This window comes from Saccharothrix mutabilis subsp. mutabilis (assembly GCF_039521145.1).
Classification (GTDB): domain Bacteria; phylum Actinomycetota; class Actinomycetes; order Mycobacteriales; family Pseudonocardiaceae; genus Actinosynnema; species Actinosynnema mutabilis.
On record NZ_BAAABU010000019.1, the window covers coordinates 135,927 to 157,189 of the forward strand.

Annotated in this window: 11 protein-coding genes; 10 read left to right on the plus strand and 1 reads right to left on the minus strand. The window is 65.7% G+C overall.

The features are described 5' to 3' along the window. The first annotated feature begins 169 nt into the window (after positions 1 to 169). Positions 170 to 880 carry a hypothetical protein gene (locus ABD126_RS30010; RefSeq protein ID WP_343937342.1) on the plus strand — a complete coding sequence of 237 codons (711 nt, stop codon included), beginning with the start codon at positions 170 to 172 and terminating at the stop codon, positions 878 to 880. Between the two features lie 12 nt (positions 881 to 892). Here ABD126_RS30010 and ABD126_RS30015 read toward each other — a convergent pair whose 3' ends face one another. After that, the gene (locus ABD126_RS30015) at positions 893 to 1,900 is read right to left on the minus strand and encodes an NADP-dependent oxidoreductase (RefSeq protein WP_343937343.1); all 1,008 of its coding nucleotides are present in this window, start codon (positions 1,898 to 1,900) and stop codon (positions 893 to 895) included. A gap of 81 nt (positions 1,901 to 1,981) precedes the next feature. Here ABD126_RS30015 and ABD126_RS30020 point away from each other — a divergent pair, with 81 nt between their 5' ends. From ABD126_RS30020 to dpdD, 9 genes are all read left to right on the plus strand, one after another. Beyond that, on the plus strand, positions 1,982 to 2,899 hold the full coding sequence (locus ABD126_RS30020; RefSeq protein ID WP_343937344.1) for a LysR family transcriptional regulator: 918 nt from the start codon (positions 1,982 to 1,984) through the stop codon (positions 2,897 to 2,899). 783 nt (positions 2,900 to 3,682) lie between these two features. Next, positions 3,683 to 6,787 carry a protein DpdE gene (dpdE, locus tag ABD126_RS30025; protein WP_343937345.1) on the plus strand — a complete coding sequence of 1,035 codons (3,105 nt, stop codon included), beginning with the start codon at positions 3,683 to 3,685 and terminating at the stop codon, positions 6,785 to 6,787. After that, positions 6,784 to 9,315 carry a protein DpdF gene (gene dpdF, locus ABD126_RS30030; RefSeq protein ID WP_343937346.1) on the plus strand — a complete coding sequence of 844 codons (2,532 nt, stop codon included), beginning with the start codon at positions 6,784 to 6,786 and terminating at the stop codon, positions 9,313 to 9,315. The genes dpdE and dpdF overlap by 4 nt, the downstream gene beginning before the upstream one ends. Next, positions 9,312 to 10,217 (plus strand): hypothetical protein, encoded by a 906-nt coding sequence (locus ABD126_RS30035; protein ID WP_343937347.1) that lies wholly within the window; start codon positions 9,312 to 9,314, stop codon positions 10,215 to 10,217. The genes dpdF and ABD126_RS30035 overlap by 4 nt, the downstream gene beginning before the upstream one ends. Continuing rightward, complete coding sequence (locus ABD126_RS30040) at positions 10,214 to 13,306, plus strand: AAA family ATPase (RefSeq protein WP_343937348.1); 3,093 nt, start codon at positions 10,214 to 10,216, stop codon at positions 13,304 to 13,306. The genes ABD126_RS30035 and ABD126_RS30040 overlap by 4 nt, the downstream gene beginning before the upstream one ends. Beyond that, positions 13,299 to 13,988: a hypothetical protein gene (locus ABD126_RS30045; protein ID WP_343937349.1), complete on the plus strand. Its 690-nt coding sequence runs from the start codon at positions 13,299 to 13,301 to the stop codon at positions 13,986 to 13,988. Before ABD126_RS30040 ends, ABD126_RS30045 begins: the two co-directional genes overlap by 8 nt. After that, positions 13,981 to 18,381 (plus strand): protein DpdJ, encoded by a 4,401-nt coding sequence (dpdJ, locus tag ABD126_RS30050; protein ID WP_343937350.1) that lies wholly within the window; start codon positions 13,981 to 13,983, stop codon positions 18,379 to 18,381. Before ABD126_RS30045 ends, dpdJ begins: the two co-directional genes overlap by 8 nt. After that, positions 18,378 to 18,908: a phospholipase D-like domain-containing protein DpdK gene (gene dpdK / locus ABD126_RS30055; RefSeq protein WP_343937351.1), complete on the plus strand. Its 531-nt coding sequence runs from the start codon at positions 18,378 to 18,380 to the stop codon at positions 18,906 to 18,908. Before dpdJ ends, dpdK begins: the two co-directional genes overlap by 4 nt. After that, a complete protein-coding gene (dpdD, locus tag ABD126_RS30060; RefSeq protein ID WP_343937352.1) occupies positions 18,905 to 21,085 on the plus strand; it encodes a protein DpdD in 2,181 nt (726 codons plus the stop codon). The genes dpdK and dpdD overlap by 4 nt, the downstream gene beginning before the upstream one ends. Positions 21,086 to 21,263: the final 178 nt, after the last annotated feature.

Below are 21,263 nucleotides of genomic sequence, written 5' to 3' on the forward strand. Positions count from 1 at the left end.
TCATCGTGATGCATGGGCTTTCGTCACTGTCTTCGCTGTGGTGTCGCGGACCACCGGGGCACACGAGACGCGTGGGGTGACAAGTGTCGACGCAGACGTAGCCGTCGAAAGAGACGTAACGCAGCACGCCGCCGGTCCGACAACCGGGCATGGCGAATAGCGTCGTGCGGTGTTGGGGTGGTTGCGCAGCCTCACCGTGCTCGCGCTGTTGATCACGCTTGCCGCCATCGTGGTGTGGCTGCTCGGCACAGCGTTCGGGCCCCAAAGGTGGAGCAGTCCGCCGCTCGACAACGACACGTCGGGCTATGAGCAACAGCAGAATGACGAGTACATGCGCAGCCACGACGAACTGCTGGAGTGGCAACTGGAGCAGGAACAGCGCCAGCGGCAGCAGCACCTCGACGAGGGTTGCACCGAGGGCTACGACGAGGGGTATGGGGATGGCGAAGTCGGCGACTACGCGCCCGACAGCCCTCGAACGCCGAGTTCTGTAGCGCGTCCACCGCGTCCCGGCGGGAGCTGTGAAGGTGCCGGCGAGGTGCAAACCGTCGAGTGTGCGGACAGCGGCGCTCGTGCTCCGAGACTGTGGTCGCTGCCAAGCTCATACGAAGACGCGCACGCGGCGGCGAACGACTTGGAGATGATCGCGTTGGCGATGCTCGTGTACTTGCACAAGGAGAGCGAGACCGATGTCGAGGCGCGCTACCGGTTCCACATCGACGGTGGCGTGGACCGGTACCTGGTGCTGGACAAGCGGGCCGAGGTTGTCAGTCCCGAGGACGGTGACCGGGACGGCGTGTTCCGCGCTGCGGCCACCAAGCTGGCGCGGGCCTGGCTCAGCACCGGCACGGCTCCTGACCGGCTGATCCACCAGAGCTGAGCCACGCCCGGATCAGGACGTGCGGACCAGCATTTTGCCGGTGTTTGCGCCCTTCATCAGGCCCAGGAACGCCTCCACCGCGTTCTCGATCCCGTCCACCACGGTCTCGTCGGTCACCAGGCGTCCTTCGGCCAGCCAGCCCGCCGCGCGCCGGACGTAGTCAGCCGCCAGGTGGAGGTGGTCGCCCACGATCATGCCGCGCAGCGTGATGCGCTTGCCGATGGCCAACGGCAGGTGCGCCGGACCGGTCGGCAGCGAGGTGGCGTTGTACGCCGAGATCGCGCCCACCAGGCCGACCCGGCCGTGGCGGTTCATGACGCGCAGGGCCGCGTCGAGGTGGTCGCCGCCCACGTTGTCCAGGTACACGTCCACGCCCTCGGGCGCGGCTGCGGTCAGTTGCGCGTGGATGTCGCCGGCCCGGTAGTCCAGGGCCACGTCGTAGCCGAAGTCCGCGGTCAGGCGCGCGGCCTTCACGGGGCCGCCGGCCGAGCCGATGACCTTGGCCGCACCCAGCTCGCGGGCCAGGCGGGCGGCCACCGAGCCGACCGCTCCGGCCGCGCCCGAGACGAAGACCACGTCGCCCTCCCGGACCGGCGCGACCTCCTTCAGCGTCGCCCACGCGGTCAGGCCGGTGGTGCCGAGCACGCCCAGGTACGCCGTCGCGGGAGCCAGGGTGGTGTCCACGACCTGCACGTCCGCCTCGCCGAGCAGGGCGTGTTCGCGCCAGCCCAGGAAGTGGGTGACGGTCGCCCCCACCGGCAGCGACGGCGCCTCCGACGCCACGACGGTGCCCACGGCCGACCCGGTCATGGGCTCGCCCAACGCGAACGGCGGGACGTACGACTCGCCCTCGTTCATCCGTCCGCGCATGTACGGGTCCACGGACAGGTGGTCGTTGCGGACGACGACCTGGCCGGGGCCGGGGTCGGGCACGGTCGTGGTGGCGAAGGTGAAGTCGGTGGGCTTCGGCTCGCCCACGGGACGGGCGGCCAGGCGCCACTCACGGCTGGAGAACGGCATCGCGGACTTCCTCACAAGACAACAGGTGACGTCCCCGACGTTAGGCGCGCCGACCCATAGACATCCAATAGTCTTCTGCATGTGAGGGATAGCGGAACCAATGGCTCGGGTGCTCTGGACCTGAACCTCCTGCGCACGTTCCTGGCCGTCTACCGGTCCGGCTCGTTCACCGCCGCCGCGCGCCTGTTGGGCCTGTCACAGCCGACCGTCACCACCCAGATCCGCGCGCTGGAACGGCAACTGGGCCGGGAGCTGTTCGAACGGCAGGCCCGCGGGGTCGTCCCGGCGCCGCCCGCCGACGACCTCGCCGCGCGCGTCGGCCAACCGCTGGACGCGCTGGCCGCCGTTGCGGGCGACGACGGCGGCCCGGTCGAACCCGTGCACCTCGCCGGACCGGCGGAGTTCCTCACCCACTGCGTCGTGCCCCACCTCGCCCCGCTGGTGGACCAGGGCGTCCGGCTGCGCATCACGGCCGGCCAGACCGAGCAGCTGCTCGACGGGGTGAGCGCCGGCCGGTTCGACCTGGTCGTGGCCACGCACCGCCCGCGCGGTCGCAACCTCGCCTCCGCCCCGCTCGCGGACGAGGAGTTCGTGCTGGTCGCCGGGCCGCGGTGGGCCCAGCGGACCGGGCCGGTCGAGGACCCGGCCGCGCTCAACGGGGTGCCGCTGGTCGCCTACGCCGAGGACCTGCCGATCGTGCGCCGCTACTGGCGGCACGTGTTCGGCCGCCGCCTCACCGGCCACCCGGCGGTCACCGTGCCCGACCTGCGCGCGGTGCTCGCGGCGGTGGTCGGCGGCAGCGGGTTCAGCGTCCTGCCGCGCTACCTGTGCGAGCGCGAGCTGGCCGCCGGCGACCTGGTCGTGCTGCACGAGCCGGAGGACCCGCCGATCAACACCGGGTTCCTGGTGCAACGCCCCGGCGCGTCGGCCAACCCGCACGTGTCCGTGGTCCGCGACCACCTGTTGCGCGTCGGCCGGCACGCCTCGTCAGGTAGCTGACTTCAAGAGGCACTCCGGATCGACGGCGTGATGAGGTGCTTCGAGGAATGCTCATCTTCGGTCCGGGTCTGGAGCGCGATCGCGAGCTATGGCTAGATGCGGAAGTCACCCGTTCGGCGCAATAACGTCAGTGTGTTCTGCGGCGATGTTCAAGGCAACACGTTGAGAGGCTTGGGGGTTGACGCCGAAATGCTCGGACGATCCGTGACACCGTCGCTTGCGCACCCGTACCGACATCAAGGCGCTTGAACGCAGGCTGTGCGGTATGCCGACGGTGTCCTGAGCGAGACCTGTTCCCTGGCCGGTTGAGTGGCAGTCAGGGCTCGATCCCGAGGTTGGCCCTCGAACCCGTGCGTGACGGCGCTGCGAAGGCCGCCCGTCAGAATATGCGGGTCCTCGTCGAATCCGGACCTGCTTGAACCCCGACCGTGGTAGATGTTGCTGCAAGGTGCTCGGTGGCACTGATCAGTGCGGGCCGACGTAGATCTCTTGGAGTCCGGTTGACAGGCGTGATGTCCGCATGGTCCTCCTTCGATGCCCGGCCGACGCCTTGCGTGACTGTCCGCGAGCGGGATGGGCGGCGCTCCGCGACTGACGTTGCGGCTTGGTGGGCCACGTCGTCTGCCAAGTTCGAAGCATTCCGCAACTTTGCGGTGCGTCGAACGTCCTTGTGGATCAACGTTGAACCGGTTCGACCGGAACAAGGCAGGTCGGAGGCGGCCTGCGTCGAAGTGTCCCCGTCAACAGCGTCTGGTGTCGACGTGGTGCCCTGTCTCATTGTGAGTGGCTGAATTGCTCAACAGGTTCTCGTCGCCCAGTCGCTACGTCCGCCGCTGGGTCAAGGTGAAGTCGAACGACTACGGCTACGGGTTCTGCTCGGAGAAGCGCCCGGACGGGGCCGTGGTCGTGTACACGGACATACCCGGCGCTGTGCAGACGCAGGTCGTTGTGCCTGTGGAGCAGTTGGAAGTGGTCCGGGTTGCCAAAGGGACGAGGGTGTGGCTCAAGGGCGAACCCTACGGCTGGCACGCAGCGGAAATCGTCGATGCGAGCGGCTTCGGCGAGTACCACGTCCGTGTACCCGGAATCCCGCGCGACGTCAAACTCGCCGGCGACCGGTTCGTCGTCCGGTGGAACCTCCCGCTGGCGGACCCGGCGAAGGCTCTGGCAAGCGGGTTGTGCGATTCTCCCGAGTACTACGAGGCTCGTCGTGCGTTCCGCGACGAACTCTTGCGGCAGCGCAGGGTCTCACGCGGCTTCACCGGTGTGCTCTCAGCAGCGGTCGAACTCTATCCGCACCAATTGGACACGGTTGCACGTGTACTTGCCGACCCGGTGCTCCGCTACCTGTTGGCGGATGAGGTCGGCCTTGGCAAGACCATCGAGGCCGGTCTGGTCCTGCGCCAGTTGTTGCTGGACGATCCGCACGCAACCGCGTTGATCGCTGTTCCGGCGCCGTTGATCCGCCAGTGGCAGGATGAACTGCGCGGAAGGTTGTTGCTGGGCAACGCACTATCCATTGGCCGCATCCGGTTGGTCAGGCACGAACGCATGGCGGACCAGGCGGACGTCCGGAAGCATGCGCTCGTGGTGGTGGACGAAGCTCACCGATTGCTCCCGCACCTTCGCCGGGCACCGAGGCTCTACGAAGACATGCTGGCGACCCGTGGATTGCTGTTGCTGTCTGCCACTCCGATGCGCGGCAACCTCGACGAGTTCCTCCAGTTGCTGAACCTGGTCGACTCGACAGCGTTCCCCAGAGATGCGTTGGCAGATTTCCGTGCGCGGGTAGCGGCGCGTGAGACCGAGGCGACCAACCTCGAAGCTCTCGCCTCATTGCGTATGACTCGATCGATGCGTGTCTCGATTCTTGCTGAACTGGAGGAGGCACACCGCTCCGACCCAGTGCTTGCCGGATTGGCGCGTGACTGCAGAGCCGCGGACGCCCCAGACTCACCCGTCTGGAAACACCTGATCAACTACGTTCGTGAAACCTATCGGATCAGCCGTAGGATGATCCGGCACCGCCGCAACACCGAGGCGACCGAACGGTATCCGGTGGCGGGACGCCAAGCTACCTTCATCACCTTCCGTGACCCGGCGCGCTCGATCGTTGACGAGTTCCTCGACCAGTACCACGAAATCCAGGACAGTGCTGCCGACCCAGAGGTGTTCGGGCGCACCGTCCTGAACGGCCTGTGCGGTCCGAGGGCGCTGTTGCGGTATCTGGAACATCGGCTCGCCGTCCCACTCGGGGAGCCGATGCACGTGCCCGAGCGTGAGCGAGCCCTCTTCCGGAACGGGGTGGCGCGGCTCGAGTTGACGGACACCGGTGCCCGGTTGGAATTCCTGTTGGGAGTAGTCGACGGGATGCTGCGCGAGCGGCGACGTGTGGTGGTCGTGGGCACCTCAGCCGACTCCGCCCGCGACTTCTACACCGCCGCCGTCGCTCGGTGGCAAAACAAGGTCAGTAATCACTTCGGCGCCATGCCTGTCGACCGCCGCGAATCGGAGGTTGCACGCTTCCTGTCGTCCGACGACGGTGCCGTTTTGGTCGGCGATCACACCATCGAGGAGGGCCGCAACCTCCAGGACGCTCACGTGTTGGTGAACCTCGACCTCCCGTTGGACCCGAACCGGCTCGAGCAGCGGATCGGCCGCCTGGACAGGTTCGCCCGCAGGGTTAAGCCTGCGGAGGTCGTGGTTGTCGATGAACCCGACAGCAGTTGGGTGGCGCCACATGTGCGTCTCTTGAACGAGGGCATCGGCATCTTCGAGGCGTCTGTCGCAACGCTCCAGCGCAAGCTGGTCGAAGTCGTGGAGCAACTGAAGAGCCGGTTGTTGGAGAAGGGCAGCCTCGCCTTCGAAATGGACCTCGCCGCGCTCCGGTCGGCCTTGGAGAGCGAGCGGACGGAGGTGGACCTCCTCGAAGAGATGGAGTCCGTCGCCGTCGCGTCCGACTTCGACGAGGACGGCATCGCGGAGTTGAACAGGGCTGAGGACGACTTCCTCAAGCTAACGGACGCCTTCACCCGGCTCACGTCGATGCAGGGCGGATTGGATCTCAGGCCGTTCGAGAACACCACCACGGGTGTGGTCGGGTTCGACAGCGATCCGCAGCGGACGGTGTTCGGTGCGCCGGAAGACGTGGCCGAGGCGGTGTTGCCGTTGCTCAAGGCGCCACGCGCCTATTCGCGGCGGGTCGCGGCCGACCGGGTCGGCGTCGCGCCGCTTCGGCTGGGGGATCCGCTGATCGACTGGCTCGAGCGCTATCTCCGCGTCGACGAACGCGGCCGTGCCCGTGCCGTGATCCGGCGCGATCCATCCGTGCGGGTCGCCACGTTGTGGTTGCAGTGTGACTTCCTCGTCGAGTTCGACGATTCGCACCTGCATGCTGAAAGTGAAGCGGCGAGGCGCAGGCTGCGCCGCCGCGGCGACGCGCTGCTTGCGCCCGTCCTCGAACGTACGTGGACCAACGGCGACGGGCCTGCGGATGCCTCCACCGTGTCGATGCTGGAGAGGCCCTTCGATCAGGCGGTCGACCTGCTGCTCAAAGGCGGGGCGTGGAAGGAGGTGCTGGCCGAGATCCCGGACTGGCGGGAGATGTGCAAGGCGGCAGCCGAGGCGGCGTGGGAGCACCTGCGCGGAACTCCATCGTTGACAACGACGCCGAGAGGCGCTGCGGCGCGAGCCGAGGTTGAGGCGCAGCGACGGTTGGACGTCCTCAACGCGCGCTCCCTGCGGTTGCCCTCCCAAGCAGAACGTGTCGGGGCGCGTGGCGACCTGGAGCGCGAGCGCGATCTGGGACGAGCCTTGACGCTCGGCGTAGAACGACCGGCGGTGTCGGTGGTCGCGTGTGGGGCAGTCGTACTCTGGCCGTCGAAATGATCGATGAAGACTTCGGTGACGAGGACAGCGCACTGCTGGAAGTACTGGCGGACGGCGCGCCCGATGTCGCATTCACTGACGACCTTTATGCCAGGCTCGCACACGTCAGCCGCTCGGCGGATGGCAGCGACCTCGACTTCGCGGTGTTGATGAGGCATCTGCTCCGTCGGTGGTCTCTGCGAGATGGTCACAGCTCCCGTGTCGCGGTACACCCGTCGCTGTCGGCCAGACTCGAACGCTGCGCAGGTATGACCGGGCTGGTAGAAACTGGACGCGACAGATGGTCGGCGATCCCGTGGCAGCCGGCATGGCTCGGGCCCGGGGTGCCCGATGCCGCTGCTGCCGGCGGCACCGCCGTGGGCAAGCGCTTCCACGGCGGTGGGCCCGCCGCCGACCCGTTCTTCGAGCGGTGCACCGGATACCGGACATATCGAACGCCGGGACAGCGCGCGGCGTGCCGGGCAGCCGTGTCGATGCCCGCGGGCAGTACATTGATCGCGATGCTGCCGACGGGTTCCGGGAAGACCGAGGTCGCACTGTGCCTCGCAGAGCAGCACAAGTACGCGGTCACGCTCGTTGTGGTGCCAACCGTTGCGCTCGCGTATGACTTCGAACGGCGTTTCCGTGACCATTTCGCACGCAGGTACTCGAACGTCGACAAGTCGGAACTCCACTTCGCGTGGACCGCAGATACCCCTTCCCAGATCCGGGAGGTCATGAAGACGAGGATCCAAGACGCTCAGCAGAGGCTCCTCGTCACTTCTCCCGAGTCCATGACCCGAACGCTCCGGCAGTTCCTACTCGAGGCCGCGGGCACAGGGCGGCTGGGTGGCATCGTCGTGGACGAGGCCCACCTGGTCACCCAGTGGGGCCGTGACTTCCGGCCTGAGTTCCGCACCCTCGCGGAACTCAGGAGGAATTTGATCGCTCGAGCCCGCGAGAACCGCTATTCGCCACCCAAGACCCTCCTCCTGAGCGCAACGCTCGGCTCGTACGAGTTGGAGGACCTGCACTCACTGTTTGGTGAACCCGGTCCGTGTGCGTTGGTGGCGGCGAACGCTCTCCGTAGCGAACCGGACTTGTGGATCAGGGCCGACGCTGACGGCGAAGAGAGGCAGCAGCACGTGCAGGAGGCGTTGGCCATGCTGCCGCGTCCGGGCATCCTGTACGTCACGTCGCCCGACACGGCCCGTGCGTGGGGAGAAAGCCTTCGAAACCAGGGCTATCAGCGGTTGGCCGTGGTGACTGGCGAGACGAGCACCGAAGAGCGGGTACGCGTGCTGGAAGGCTTGCGGAGTACGGAAGGCAAACCGTCGACCGTCGACCTCGTGATCGCTACTTCGGCATTCGGCTTGGGCATCGACTACCCGCACATCCGGACAGTCGTCCACGCCTGCCTGCCTGAAACGGTTGACCGGTGGTACCAGGAAGTGGGGCGCGGTGGGCGTGACGGTGACGTCTCCGTAGGGTTGCTGATCACAGAGGAAGAGGACTACGACGAGGCTCGCAACCTGATCACAACGGTGTTGAACCCGGAGACCGGGAAAGACCGTTGGGTCGACATCTGGCACCACCGTCAGAAGCGTGCACAGAAGACATTCGTGGACCTGGAAGGCAGTCGCGGTGTTGGTCGAGGAACCTACAACCGCAGGTGGAATGCACAGGTGGTGCAGGCCCTGGTCGAACTGGGCGCGTGTTCCCATGTTGAGTCGGACTACGAGGAGCGTCGGGAACTACCCGCGGGTGACGACGGTAGGTCCGACTGGGTCGCGATCGAGGTCAACCATGGTGACCTTGCTGATGTCACGTTCTGGGAACAACAATGGGGCCCATGGCAGCGGGTCGAGATCGAACGGTCCAAGCAGTCACTGGATGCGATGTTCGCCCTATCCCAGCAGCGCGTCGCAGCATGCGAGGGAATCGCTCGGTATTACCGGCCTTCCGGTCGAACCAACGACCTGTTCGGCGAGGCCGCCGTGGAATCCGTGGCCCCGGAACCCCGTTGTGGGAGGTGCCCGGGGTGTAGGCAAGTCGGCTTGCAACCACGACCGAACACACTGCCGAACCCGATCGAGATTTGGCCGCTCGATAGCTCACAAGGCATCGATCTCGATCATCTCGCCGCGGCGGCCGGTGCCCGTAACGGGGTAATCCTGTTGACCAGCGACAACCACGACGAGGTTGCGGTGCCGCTCGCCAGAGCGCTGGTCCGCCGTGGTGTACGGCATGTCGCAGGGCTTGCCGACGAGGGGTTGCCCGAGGTGCCATGGATCTTTTGGGATCCTCAACCGATCAGGCCGGCTGAGTTGACCCCCGCGTCGTCGTTCGTCGTCTATCCGCCCGGCAGCGTAGTGCCCAGGGGATGGCTCACGCCGACCCTGTGGGGGCCACAGCGGCGACACTCCAGGCGATCCTTCGACGTACTGCTGCTCGGATCGGGCACGCTCCTGGACGGCCGTGAAGTAGGACGCGATTTCCTCAGCCTCGACGCGCGTACCGCACTGGAAATCCTTGGGAGCCGATCTTGAGTTACCTGAAGAACCAAGTCCTCGCGAGCGCTCCCGCTTTGTTCGTGATCTGCCGGTACCTTGCGCACCACTCGTCCGGTGCGACTGTCGACCGGATGAACGCGGCCCTGGCGCCGGCGTCGCTGTCCGCAGAAGTGGGTCGTGCGGGTCGGACTGCCAAGGTGCCGCCGGTGCTGCCGGACTCCCTGCAGATCGGTGTCGACATCGGTTTGTTGGATGTGGAGGGCTTTCGTGACCGCCGCGTCTACATCTTGCGCCATACTTACGTGGAGCAGATCCACGATATGCCGCCCGCTGATTCGCGGGCGTTTCGCACGTTGCTGCTCCGGCGGTTCGGTGCACGAGTGCTGGACGCGGTGGAGAAGGACGAGTCGCCTCCTGACGTGCCGTACGCGATCACCTGGTTGCTCACGTGGGACCCGTTGCAGTCCACATCGGACCAGTGGGATCAGGGGCCTCGCGAAAAGTTCGAACATGCTGGTATGCGCCATGCGGTGCACAACCCGGAGCAATGGCGCCCGTTCCTGCGCTGGGCGAGGGCCCTAGGCCTGATCACAATGACGACCGTGTCACGCAAGACGAGGCTTTCCGTCGATCCGACGTGTGCGGTCGAAGGACTGCTTGCCGAGATGCCGTCGAGCGCGTCTGCTCGTGAGTGGCTCGAACGTCTCTACGAACTCGCTCCCTTGCTTGGCCACCCCCGTCTGCTACGAGCACTCCCGGACGGGATCAGCGTCCCGCCCGGACCGTCCGAGGCGATGTCCCTGGCGTTGCTGAAGTTGGAACGGGCGAATCGAGTGCGGTTGATGCACGCGGACGACTTCGCTGACGCCGTTGTCCTCCGGGTCGGAGGCAGGGATCGTCGCATCGCCCGGATCGAGGTCGTAGAGGAGCGTTCATGACCAGCACGATGAAGGGTTTCCGCTGCTGGAGTGCGCGGTCCGTTCGAGAAACCGTCTTCTCGGACATCGGCCAACTCCCCAGCGAAAGTGACGCGCTGTTCTTGGCAGCGCACACACCGATGGCGATCCAGCACCGGGAAGGACCCGAGGTCGGCGATGCGGGGTCGGGGGAACAGCATGTGCTCAGCGCCCTGATGGCATCCTTCGGGGACCCGTGGCGCAACTCACTGATCGCGGTCACCGGCGACTCTGGTGCTGGTAAGAGCCACGTCGTCAGATGGGTCCACGCCAACCTTCCCAAAGACGACAACAGGTTCCACGTCCTGTACGTGCCGCGAGCCGTTCAGACGATCCGTCAACTGCTCAAGCGAATCATTGAGGGGCTGCCGGGTGAAGGCGGCGCCGAGATCATGGAGCGCGTGGACGCCGCAGTAGGCGGTACCAGCCCGAACCAGTTGCGCGATCGGCTGCTCGAAGAAATGCGGCACGTTTTGACGTGGGTTCTCGAGCCGTCGCTACCTGCGCCGGGAGAGTCGCAGGAGGATGCGGACCGCCGTGAAGCCCGGACCATGCTCCTCGGAACAGCCGACAGCGAGGGCAAGCGCCGGAACGGCCTGGCAGACCTTCTGAACGTGACGTTGGTCAACGCTTCACTGCTGCGCAGCGGTGGGTTGCTGGACCGGTTCGTCGCTTCGGTGTACGAGGAGACATCGCGTCGCAACGAACAGCAAGACGGCTTCACCGAAGACGATCTGCCGTTCCAAGTGCCCGGTGTGGTGAGGGCGCTGTCTGCCGACGCCGAATTGCTGGATCTGTGGAGGGTCGCCAAGGCCCAACGACAGGCGGTGCTGCGACTGCTCGACGAGGCGTTGCGAGCAGCCGCTCCACGCACCCTGGGTTTCCGCGCCAACAACGGCGAAACACTGGACTCGTTGTTCAGGAGGTCACGCCAACTCCTCCACCAGCAAGGCAAGGAACTCGTCCTCTTGTTCGAGGACCTCGTCCAGTTCGGACTGATCGACGGCGAACTGTACGACCAGTTCACCACTCAACCCGGCGAGGACCTGGCTCCCCTCCGCGTGGTGTTCGCGGTCACCGGCTCGCCCTTCAGTCAGCTTCGTGAGACTGTCCGCACTCGAATCACGCACTGGTTTACGGTGAACCCGACGGCTACGGTGGATCGACGGGAGTTCGTCGCTCGCTACCTGAACCTCGTTCGCGTCGGTCGCGCGGACGTCGAAGCATCCTGGGTGGGTGCCGTTGACGACCGAAGGGACTGGCTCAGGAACGCCTGTGACACAAGGGAAGAAGGAAGTCCCTGTCGCTTCCGCGACGAGTGCCATGCTGCGTTCGGCACCGTCGATGTCCCCGAACTCGGCGCAGTCGGCCTATACCCGTACAACGAGGTCGCCCTCCGCCGTGGTCTCGCGAAGCGCGGTACCAACGCCACTCCGCGAAGCATCCTCGACGTGTGCGTCCGCGAACAGTTGATCGAAGCCGATGCCCACATCGCCGAGGGCGACTACCCGCACGAACGTCTTCGGGAGCGTTTCGACTTCACGGTTCGGCGGTCCAAGGAGGTTGTAGTCGGTCGCACTGGCGGTGAACAAGCCGAACGCCTGTACCGTGCTCTCGTCCTTTGGGCCGACGAAGGCGAATTGGCGCCCACTGTGGCGGAGGCGTTTTCGCTGCAACCCACCAGGCAGAAGGGTACGGTCGTCTCGACGCCGGTCGCGAAATCGACCGATCAGCCCGCGGAACGCGGGGCGAAAGTGGTCGAGGACCTCCAACCGAGCCCGTTGAACCCGTTGTTCCAGTGGCAGAACAGCACTGAAGAGATGCCCGCCGCCGAGGCGGACGAGTATCGTATGAATCTCCGCAGGATGGTCCTGTCGCGACTCAACCTCGATCTAGACCTCTTCCACACAGCGGGTGACGGTGCCGGTGCCAGATTGCTCGAAGGCCTTCTTCCGAGGCACGCCTTCGTGATCGAAGATGCCCGCGGCCGCAAGCCCGCAGCCGCGGGCATCCGGTTCGACCTGACCCGCGAACCGGCCGATGTCCGAGTGCTCATCGCAGCGAAGTGGTTCTGGGATCACGGAACCTGGGATCCTGGAGCCGGGAAGTGGCCATGGCCTGATGGCTACGAGCCGTTCGACCTCATGCTCGTCTTGGAACACCGGCTCGACCAGTGGGCGGCGGAGGTCCGCCGGCGGTTCATCGAAGCGGTGGCCAATCGCGATGTGGCGCGTGCGGCCCTCGGCGTACGCGCAGTGTGTTTGCTCGCCCTCGGCACACCGCCGAACCGGCTGAGCGCGGTGAACGATGTCTTGAGCGCCACGCCGATGAAAGCTGAACCCCTTGACTCCTGGAGCGGTGTCGACAGTGCGGCGCGCGATGTGCTGGGCACCGTTTCGCCGATCGAACTGATAGCGCAGTTCGCAGCGGTTCGCCAAGGTGAGACCGGCAGCCCGCAGTTGATCGACGCTGTGGGGCTCGAACTCGACCTCAAGGCGATCCTCGACAGGCCGGTCGAATATCTCCGGCGCGTCGAGAAGGAGATGGCCACTGCCGGGTCCGACGTCGCGGCGGGTGCCAAGAAGTTGGCGGCGGCGGTGGACAAGGCCGCCGCAGGCCAACTCTCACAACTGGTCGAGGCGATGACGTACCTCGACACCGTGCTTGACGGCCACCATCCCAAGGAGGTGGCGAAGGTAGCGCGCGAAACCGGTGAACTAGCGGTGGAACACGGTCTTTTCCGCCCGGCCGACGCAGTGTCCGCTTTCCGTGAGGCGACCGACTTGGTCGAGCGCATGCCTTCCGGGCTGCCCCTCGGCTGGCGGGGCGACGACGGAGTTCCTGCGGCAGATCAGGTGCTGGCGGCGCAGGCATGGGCGGCTGCGGCGATCCGCGGTGCCAGTGCGATGGCTCGAATCAAGAACATTTTGGACGCTACCCGTGCCGAGTGTGCGCGCAACGATGGCACTGCGGAAGACCTGCAGGCGCGCACTGCTGCGGTTCGCTCAGCACTCTCCAGTATCCGAAAGCACATCGATGTATTGAGGCCAGCGGGGGGCCGCCGTGGCTGACCACGCACCCGATTGGGTTATCGACACCCGAAGCGCTGTACGTCGTGCGAGCGACGCCAAGCAGGCGCACGAAGATCTCAGGGTGATCTCCGAGGCCGCTAGAGACCTCAGTCGGCTGCTCGAGCAACTCGAAGGTCTCACCGCTGCGGCCGAGGTAGGGCTCGGCACCTGGTGGAAGGGTATCGCGGTCCCGAGTGGTCTCGAGACCGCTCTCGAAACGGTGGAGTCGGAACCGGACCGGCGACAGATCGCCGTGGTCGTCCGCGAGTTGAAGCAGTTCAACACGCGTGCTCGGAACTCCGTCGACTCGGCGTGGTCGGAGTACGTCGAAGCTCGTGCCGGAGACGCCGCCGCTCTCCGCGACCTCGTCGACGTCCTCGCGGGGAGCGGAACCTTCGCCGTCGCCGGCAAGTTGAGGGACGTGTTGGTTGAACTGCCTACGCTGAGGCGTCAGACGCCGGACGCCGCAGCGGTCGCTCGGTTGGATGAGGTGGTGACCCTCGCGGAGGAGTTCGAAGAGTCGTTGCCGAAGGCTGTCAAGGACTTTGTGTCGGCGGCAGCGCAAGGTGGCGCTTCGGTCGGCCTTCTGAACGCCGAAGTACTGTCCTGGCTTCACGACCACGGCGTTGTCGGGAACTTCAAGGTAGTAGCGGGTAGTCCGGTGGAGGTTCCCCGTGGATGACGCCGCACTTGACGCGCTGACCGCTGTCGAATTGCGGGAGGCCCAGCTTCTGGCATGGGGCGCTGTCGGTGCCGAGTGGGACGAGGAGGAGATCCACGCTGTCCTGTCGGATTTCGGCCCGCCGCACGAACTCCTCAAGCAACTGGTGGACGCCGCGCTGGTCGTGCGAACGCCGAGTCACCGCTATCGGTCCCGTAGCGCTGAGACGGTGCGGCTGATCGCGACACTCCGCCAATCCTTCCGAGGCCAGGCTGTCACCGAGGGGAAGCCCTTGGTGCTGGATCACCGGTTCCTGCACCGGCCACGCCGAAGGCCCCAGCGCGATGTCCCCGTCGACGAGGTGCTCAACGACATCCGGGGCCTGATAGGTCCGCCGGGGTTGAGCGCGGCGCAGACTCTGGCACCCGAAGCCTTTTCAGGGTTCCAGCGACGGAGTGCGTCGACAGTGTTGCAGGCGCTGCGCAGTGGCGGACGCACCGGTGTAATGGTCACCGCCGGCACGGGTAGCGGGAAGACTCTCGCCTTCTACCTGCCACTGCTGTCGTGGCTCGCCGATCAAGCGCGGGCGCGACGCGAACCCCGGGTTCTGGGTCTCGCGCTCTACCCGCGCAATGAGCTCCTCAAAGATCAACTTCGAGCGTTGCTCGGCTACACCACTGCCCTTCACACGGCGAACCCCGGGTCGTCGCCGCTCACCCTCGCGACTTGGTTCGGCTTGACGCCTACGAGCGCCTTCGCGGTGACCCAAGGGTGGGCCGAAGGATGGGTCGAACGAGGAAGAGGGTACGTCTGCCCTTTTCTGCGCTGCCTCGAATGCGCCTCCGAGATGGTCTGGAACAAGACCGACGTGGAGCGGAATAGCGAAAAGCTTGTCTGTGCGACCTGCGGAGCAGTGATCGACGGCAGGTTCCTGCGACTCACCCGGGAATCCGCTCGGGACCGCCCGGCCGATCTGATGTTGAGCACCACCGAGTCGCTCAACAGGCAGTTGTCCGCCCCCGGCAGCCTCCGGGCGTTCGGGCTCCGCCCCGCCAGTCTCGCAGCTGTGCTGTTGGACGAGGTGCACACCTACGAGGGGACGACAGGCGCGCAAAACGCGATCCTGCTTCGCCGCCTGAAGCACGCACTCGGGCGTGTACCGACTTGGGTGGGCCTGTCTGCCACGTTGACCAATGCCGGTGAGTTCTTCGCGCGACTGGTGGATTTGCCGCCCACCTCGATCACCGTCGTGCACCCTCACGTCGATGAGCTTGAAGAGGCGGGAGCGGAGTACCTGCTCGCGGTCCGAAGTGATCCCCATTCCAAGGCAGGAACGCTCTCGACGAGCATCCAGACGACAATGGCGTTGGCGCGCAGTCTGGACACGACGGTAGGCAACCTGGTCGAACGCCCACCGACATCTGGCGGGGTTTTCGGGAGCCGAACGTTCGTCTTCACCGACAAGCTCGACAGCACGAACCGCCTCTACTGGAACCTCTTGGACGCCGAAGGTTGGCGGTGGCCCGGCAGGCCCGCGGTGGGCAAGCGCCCGTTGACACTGGCGCACCTGAGGTCGACCAACCAGGAACGAGTCGACCCGGACCGCAAGGAGGACGCCGAGGTTCGAGATCGCGACGGGCAGTGGTGGTGGTTGCCCGAACTGCTCGGCCACGGTGTCGAGGCAGACCGCCCGCTCCGAATCGGTCGCACCAGTTCGCAGGACCGGGGAGTGGCCGGCGAAGCGCAGGTCGTGGTTGCGACCGCCACGCTGGAGGTCGGTTTCGACGACGAGCGGGTGGGCGCGGTCGTCCAGCACAAGGCTCCACACGACGCCGCCCAGTTCCTCCAGCGCAAAGGACGGGCTGGACGCAGCCAGAGGACCAGGCCCTGGACGGTCGTCGTACTCAGCGATTGGGGTCGCGACCGCGAAGCGTGGGATGGCTACGACGCCCTGTTCGACCCCGATCTGCCACCGCGGAACCTGCCGGTCGAGAACCTCTACGTGCTGAGGATCCAGGCCGTCTACGCACTTCTGGACTGGCTCGCTGTTGAACTCCACTACAACGACCGCGACTCGACATGGGTGGATCTATCAGGTCCGGCTGCGGCTTTGTATCCCAAGAACCCGAAGCAGCGTGAGCGTGCCGAGCGCAGGCAACGCGCACTCGCAGGCCTTCTCGATCGACTGCTCCGCTCGGGGCCCGAGCGTCAACGGCTACGTCGACACCTCCTCCGCGCATTGGGTCTGGGCGAGGGCGAAGTGTCCGAGTCAGTGGTGGACAGCCTCCTGTGGGACGCACCCCGCCCACTTCTGCTGGCGGTCGTACCCACGATGCGGCGTTTGTTGCAGGACCAGTGGCGTGGTGAGGAACCATTGCCGGACGATGCAGGGCTGCGCACCCGCACTCCATTGCGGCCGTTCGTGCCAGGCAACCTCTTCGATGACCTCTTGGTCCCGGACGTCGAGTTGGCCGTTCCAGGCAAAGGTGGCGAAGCCACTGTCGAACACATGCCGGCTTTGCGCGCGTTGCGCGAGTTCACCCCGGGCAACGTGACGCGCCACTTCGGCATATGGGCGAAACACAAGCGGCATTGGATTCCACTGCCCGATGGGATCGACGACTCCGCCCTGCGGGTCGACCTCCGCAGTACGTACCGGGTGACCGCGCCCGTCGACACACTTCTCCTGCCGAACCGCCCCATCGACGTCTATTCGCCCGTCTCCGCCGAACTGCGACCAGTGGAAGATGCCGTGCGTGACTTCTCGGCGGTCGCTCCTGACTGGAAGTTCCACGTCTCCCCGCTGGGCAGTGGTACCGGAGTGTCACTTGATCGGAGTGCCGGCAGGGTACTGCGATCGCTGTCCGCACACGTTCACGCCCAAGGTGGCGGTGTCCGCACCATCCGATATGCGACAACCGCCTCCGGGACCGTTTGGGCGCCTGATGCGCGCACAGTGCGTCTGCACTACGGGGTGGGTGAGGGAGACAACTGGTCGGCGGCCGCGGTTGGAGTGGACGTTCACTGCGATGCTTTGGAGGCTGTCGTCCACTTGCCCGGTGAGGTGATGCCGCCGAGCGCTGCTGAACGCTCCAGCAGGCTCCGCCATCACATACTCGTGGAAGCCGACTTGCCTGCCGACCTCTCCTGGTTCGACCGGCAATCGCTGGCCGAGGTCGTGCTGCTGGCCGTGGTGGCCGCGAGGCTTGACGGCGACGAGCTGGCAGGGCACGACCGTTGGGCTGCGGCACTGTCGGCGGCAGCGGCTGTTCTAGGACTGACTCCGAGCGCCGATGACCACCGTCCGTCGTCACACGGTCTGCACTGGGTCGAGTGGTGCCAGAACTCCAACGTGATCTCGGCGGTCGTTGCTGCCGTCGACGAGGTCACGGCCGAGGAGCGATCAGCGGCATGGACCGCCTGGTGGCGGCGCCGCTACACACTGTCAGTCGCACGACTGGTCGTCAGCGCCTTGTCGGCGCTTTGCCGCGGCGTTGATGGCGAAGAGTTGGCGATCGACTTGGCCCCCGAGGACGACGCCCGGTTCTGGGTGTCGGAGCCATCACCAGGTGGTACGGGGCAGGTCGAGGCGTTTCTCAGAGTCTTGACCAAGGAACCGGAAGCGTTCTCGCGCGCTTTGGAGGACGCACTGGCACCGACGTCAGCCGACAGCATGGACGAAGAGTTGGCGTTGCTTCTGCGCAGCGATTCGACGGACGTCAAGTCCGCCCTGCGGCGACTGCGTGAAGCATGGGAAGGGGGCCACTCGGCTGTCGGCGAAGCCGTTCACGCGGTCGACGAGGCGGCCCGTGCCGACGACCTGACGCTTGGCGGGCCTGCCCGGTCGGCTTTGAGCACACGGTTGGTAGGCCCGGGCGCGCACCCGGACCTCCTGGCCGAGGTGGTTGCTTGGCTCGATCTTCGCGACGAGGCGGCAGAAGCGTCCGGTTTCGAGATCGATGGACGTACGCTCGGTGCGCTGGTGGCCCATGAGGAGCATCTTGACGAGGTGCTGCACCTCGATGAAGGGACATCCGCACCGCGGCGTGCGAGGTCTGTCGCGAACGTGCTGTGGCCCTGGGGTGAGCAGAGGTCGTCCATAAGCCTTTACGGGCCCTTCCTGGAGCCCTCGAGCAATACGGTTCGCGCTCATGTGCGCCTGGGGCCCCCGAGTATCGACGTGGACGGATGGGCTGATGATCAGCGGCTGATGGTTCACGATGCGCTGCGCGAGCATCGCGAGGTCGTGCTCCGTGCCGGTCATTCGGATCGGCGGTCGTTGAGAGCCGCATTGGTTGATCTGCAGTCCCATCCCGTGGAGGTCGGGCCGCTCCTTTGCCATCCGGTTGTAGTAGGTCAGCGCAGTTCGGCTCGATCCACCGAGTGTCGCCTATTGTTGCGGGAGGCGCTGTGAATCGCGTGATCCGGAAGTCACGCGCGCAGAGTTCCAGCGAGGTCCTGGACATGTTGGGCGCTCTTTTCTCTGCCGAGCTCGTCGCGCCGAGCAAGAGCATTTGGCTGGTTTCACCGTGGATCTCGGACGTCGAGGTGGTCGACAACAGCGCGAACACATACTCGAGCCTCGCCCGTTTCGGCAGGCGGCCAGTGCGGCTGGTTGAAATTCTGGTGACGCTGGCCGAGCAGGGGACGGCCGTCGTGATCGGAACCACCCCTGACAAGCACAACGACATGTTTCTGCGCAGGTTGCAAGCGCTGGAACAGGACCTGCGGGTGGAGCGAGGCATCGAAGTGGTGGTCGACACCACGGGCAAGCTGCACACCAAGGCGTTGACCGGTGACGATTACGCGGTTGTGGGAAGTATGAACATCACCTACACGGGGATCAACTTGCGGGAGGAGCACGTCGAGCTACGCACCGATGAGGCATACGTTGAGCAGGCACGAATGGATGCCTTCGAACGTTTCGGCGGTGTGTTGTGACCGTTGCGGACGTCTTGCGTCGATGCCTGGGCGACCCTGCACGTTTCAAGGATCTTCGTGACCGGGTCGACATCCTGTTCGAGGAGCAAGTCGGGTCGTGGACACGGGGAGCCGGAGGCTGGCTGGTGCTACCTCTGGACCGCGCTCCCCAGGCCTTCTACCTGTTGTCGGAGGACCGCGAGGGGCAGCGTCGTGGCAGAGAGGTGTTGCAGGCATTCCTCGGCCCGGTCGCCTCGATCACCTCAGTATCGCCGGATCCAGCTGCGGACCATGTGGACCGCTTGCTGGAGGAAGCCTCGTTGCGGCACATCTCCCACATCCGCAGGGAGAACGGACAGCCCGGCGACCTCCTGACCCGGATCGAGGACGCCGTTGCGACGGTGAAGGGCAAGGACGCGCGGCTCCGGCTGATCAGCCCGTCGTACGTGGACTTGCTGCGAGATCTGAGGCTTGCGCTGTTGAACCGCGATGGACGCCTGGCCGAACGGATCTTCGAGGACATCAAGCTCACCGGTCGGTTGAGCGCCGAAAACATCCGCTTCCTCAGGGTCGAAGTGCTCGGCCGCCTGGAGCGGTGGCGTGAACTGCGTGACCAGCGCAACCTCGCCCAACTGCTCAGGGTCCGACGACCGCGCGTGGTGAACGAGATCCTGCTCGAGATGGTCTGGCACACCGAAGTCGCCGGCCTGGTCAACACAGGGCGGTCGACTCGTGAGATGTTCTACGAAGCAGACCTCGGTGCTCGCTACGGCTCGCTGATCAGCGCGGTTGACGTCCCGGCGTCGGCGGGGGGTCGAGCGGTGGGAGTCGTTACCGCCGTGGCGCTCGGCGACCCTGAGCGAGTGAAGCGTCTGCTCCTTGCAGCGGAGGACGACGTCGAACGGCGTCGGCTCACGGCGTTGGCGGAAGGGGAACTCGAAGTTCCTGCCGCATCCGTGGCCTTGCGTGATCTGTTCGAGGAAGGGCAGTCCGGCGCCTTCATCCGAGCCTTCTTGGAGGCTCCGGTGGCAGATTTGGCCGACTTGGCGGTTCAAGCGACGCTGGACAGCGAAGACCTCGAGCACGCTTTCGACGTGCTGACCGCGGTCAACGGCCTCGAGGCGGCTGCCGTTTTGCGCCCCGATCGTCGACTGCTGCGTGACATCGAGGACCTGGCCAGGCTCGTCGGAGGCTCGTGCGCGGGTTGGCCGGAATGGTGTGAGCGGCTGGCTCGCGACGTGGCGTGGCCCGACGCGGCGAATGTCGCCCGCCGCCAGTGCGACAGCTGGGAAGGATTGTCGCAACTGACAGCAGAAGATGTCAGGGTGGCGGCTGATGCCTTGTCAAGCGCATGGGACGGGATCAACGGCGCACAGGTGGCAGCCAGCCTCGACGTGTTGTGTCGTGCGGCGGCCGCAGCCGCGGGCACCGGTGCTGCAGGGGAATTCTGCGACACCGTGCTGGTGTTGCTGGCCGAACAGGAAAACCTCAGTTCGCCGGTTCGTGAAGCTTACTCACTCCTCCTCGAACGCATCCTCGACGGAGGTCCTAGCGGGTCGAGGTACCGAGATGCGGTGGAATTGACTGCAAGGCTCTGGCGCCGCGCGGCGGCGGCGTCTTCCGTGGACTGGGGTATCGGTCTGGTTGACGCACTGCTCGTAGCGCCTTCGTTCGATCCCAGTCTCCGACTCTCGGTCATCGCAGAAATCTTGCGCAAGGCCCAGAACTACCACCACCGGCTGAGTGCGCGTCAGCGATCTGAGCTTGTTGCCCTGGGCGAGGAATGCGGTGTTCCTGTGGTGCTGCCGGAGCAGCAGTTCACGGAGACCGGAAACGCGTGGACGAAGCTGGATGGCAAGGTCGTCGGGTTGTACACCCTTTTGCCCGGAGCGGCGGCATCACTGGCTCGGCGGTTGGCGTTGTTGTGCTCGCCTGGTTCGTTCGAGTCGAACTCCGACACCGTGGGAACAGCGGCCCTGCGCTCCTTGGCCACGCGAGCCGACGTCCTTGTCGTCGACACGTGGCACGCCTCGCACGCGGCTACGGACGCAATCGACGCTGTGCGAAGTCGAAACGCTCAGGTCTTCCCGATCGGTCGAGGTGTGAGCGCCTTCTTGCAGGCTATCGAGAAGGCCATCGCCGATGGTGACTCCGACCTCCTGATCGAAGGCGCAGGCCGAGGCTTCTCTCGACCATGATGCCAGCCAACTGAGGCAGTAGCCCTCTTCCTCACTGCTGGTGCGTGTAAGGCAAGTCGAATGCCTAGCTGTACTGATTCGCGTTGTTGACGCTTAGGCGGTCAGTCGGGTGATGGGTGGCTGGCAGCTGAGGGCGGAGTGGGCTCGGTGGGTGTTGTAGTCGTGGACCCAGCCGGGT